1 protein-coding gene is annotated in these 1,260 nt (G+C 73.3%); it reads right to left on the reverse strand.

Annotation, left to right across the window (positions count from 1 at the left end; translation table 11 throughout):
- Positions 1 to 77 precede the first annotated feature (77 nt).
- On the reverse strand, positions 78 to 944 hold the full coding sequence (locus CR470_RS38030) for a helix-turn-helix transcriptional regulator (protein WP_097872304.1): 867 nt from the start codon (positions 942 to 944) through the stop codon (positions 78 to 80).
- Between the last annotated feature and the right edge of the window lie 316 nt (positions 945 to 1,260).

A 1,260-nucleotide genomic window follows, 5' to 3' on the forward strand; every position in this document is an offset into this window, starting at 1 on the left:
GGCGGTGGCCGACCGTGGTCGGCGCCGGCGCCGCCGTTCGCCCGAACGGCTGGGCGGGCCCGCCCAGCCGCCGCCGGTCAGGGAAGCGCGGTGGCGGTACGGCCGCCGGTGACGCGAAGAAGTTCCAGTTTCCCCGCCTCGCCGCTTCCGGTCGCTGCCGTGTAGGTGACCATGCGCAGGTCTGCGCCGGGGACGATGAGCACGTCGCAGTCGAGCAGGATGTCGCCGATCTCCGGATGCCGGATCGTCTTGCGGTCCGTCGTGTGCTGGACGGCGGCCGTCGGCGCGGCCCAGTGACGGGCGAAGGCATCGGACATCTCTCGCAGCTCCCCCACGAGACGATCGAGCCGGGTGTCCCTGGGATAGCGGGACACGGCCTCCTTGAGGTCGGCGACGATCGACGCCTCGAAGGCGTCCGGGCCGCGCTCGGACCGGACGGGAAGCATCGAGTCATGTGCGGGGCCGTCGCCGAAGAGCGCCCGGGCGAGGTTCCGTTCGGCGGCCGGGAGGGCGGCGGGGTCGCCGTGCAGGGCGCCCCACAGGGTGTTCCACCACACCAGGGTCCAGTCGGCGGTGAACACCCCGATCGGTACGTCGCCCAGGCGTGCGGCGAGCCGTTGGACGCCTGGGGGCACATGGGTGCTGACCGTCCCGTCCCGGGGCGGGAGGAGCCCGGCGCTTCGGTACAGCTGGTCGCGTTCGGCGCGGGTGAGCTGAAGGGCCCGGGCGAGGGCGCCGACGACCTGTGCCGAGGGATTCTTGGCGCGTCCCTGTTCCAGACGCAGGACGTAGTCGACGGAGAGCCCGGCCAGCTGTGCGAGCTCCTCGCGGCGCAGTCCCGGGGCACGACGGCCGTCCGTCGTCGTGAACCCGGCGTCGGCCGGGGACAGCCGGTCGCGCCAGGCGCGCAGGAGGCCGGCGAAATCGGAGCGGGAGGAAGCCATGGGTTCATTCTCGCCGCGCGGCGCCAAAAGAGCCTGGGTACTGCCGGTCCTGGTGACGGGGACGGCACTGGTTGGCGGTGGCGCCACCGGCGAACGTGGATATGCGCCCCAGCCGGGCGCCATCGGTCGACCAGTTGAGGAGCCTTCCATGAAGCACACCATCGTGATGACGGGCGCGAGCCGCGGCATCGGCCGCGTCGCCGCCGAGCACATCCTGCGCCGGTCGCCGGACACGCACCTCCTGGTCGTGGTCCGTGGCTCCTCCGGCGCGCGGCTCGCCGCGGAGCTCGGCGCGGGCGGGCACACCGTCTCGCAC

The sequence above is a fragment of the Streptomyces sp. rh34 genome (assembly GCF_002551245.1).
In the GTDB taxonomy this organism is placed as follows: domain Bacteria; phylum Actinomycetota; class Actinomycetes; order Streptomycetales; family Streptomycetaceae; genus Streptomyces.